Origin of the sequence: Microbacterium sp. MTN4-26, assembly GCF_042846595.1 — a bacterium.
GTDB lineage: Bacteria > Actinomycetota > Actinomycetes > Actinomycetales > Microbacteriaceae > Microbacterium > Microbacterium luteum.
Genome location: NZ_BTGO01000055.1, coordinates 1 through 720 on the forward strand (window position 1 = coordinate 1; position 720 = coordinate 720).

General features: G+C 60.7%; 1 protein-coding gene. It reads right to left on the bottom strand.

From position 1 onward, the window contains the following. Positions 1-217: 217 nt before the first annotated feature. Positions 218-694 carry a hypothetical protein gene (locus ACGG9C_RS17050; RefSeq protein WP_286932956.1) on the bottom strand — a complete coding sequence of 159 codons (477 nt, stop codon included), beginning with the start codon at positions 692-694 and terminating at the stop codon, positions 218-220. Positions 695-720 lie beyond the last annotated feature (26 nt).

Sequence of the window (720 nt, forward strand, 5' to 3'; positions counted from 1 at the left end):
GAGTGAGGGCGGTTCCGGCAAGCCCGGCACTCGCCAACTCAGCTTCGAGCAGACGTCCTACTAGATCCGCGAAGGGCGAGCCCTCGAGCCCTTCGACCTGCTGCGGGTCAACGGAAAATGGCCCCTTGTCAGGCACTTTCCGACACCTCTGCAATATATACCGTAGTAGTCATATATGCCCCTGATTATGAAGACCCTGCCACCCCTAGTCAAGACACTATCGTCGCCGTCGTTCCTGCCGAGCCTCTATACGGCGCGCCCTCTTCAGAAGCTTGCCGTCAACGTCTTCCTTCACGAGCTGCATTAGCGCCTTCGTGAGGTAGTACTCGTCAATCTTGGGACGGGAGACGGTATCAAGCCGGATGGTGCGCGGCTTGCCGGCGACCTTGAAGGTGTGCGTCCGCGCCGCACGGTGGCGCTCGATCATGAGGTTCGGCCGATCCTCCAGACTGGCGCGTAGTGCTTCGAAAGCCCGGCCAGCGGAGTGAGGGAGTGATGGGAAGGTCTTCGTCATGGCCATCCGGTGGGCGACGGCATCCTCGTCTGTCATGTAGACCGTTGGAGCGTAGAAGTCGTGGAGCTCACGCTGCGCGTAGCCAGGTAGTGCGGCGTAGGAGTGCCCGTCATCCTGGTCCCAGAGCCTGGTGAGGAAGTGGCGGATCGTGAGGTAGTCGCGGTTGGTGAGTCTCGGCATAGGGACTGCTCACTATGAGCTACTCC

Bases quoted from the DNA above. Each gene is read 5' to 3' on its own strand.
- ACGG9C_RS17050 (WP_286932956.1), bottom strand. From the start codon at position 694: ATGCCGAGACTCACCAACCGCGACTACCTCACGATCCGCCACTTCCTC.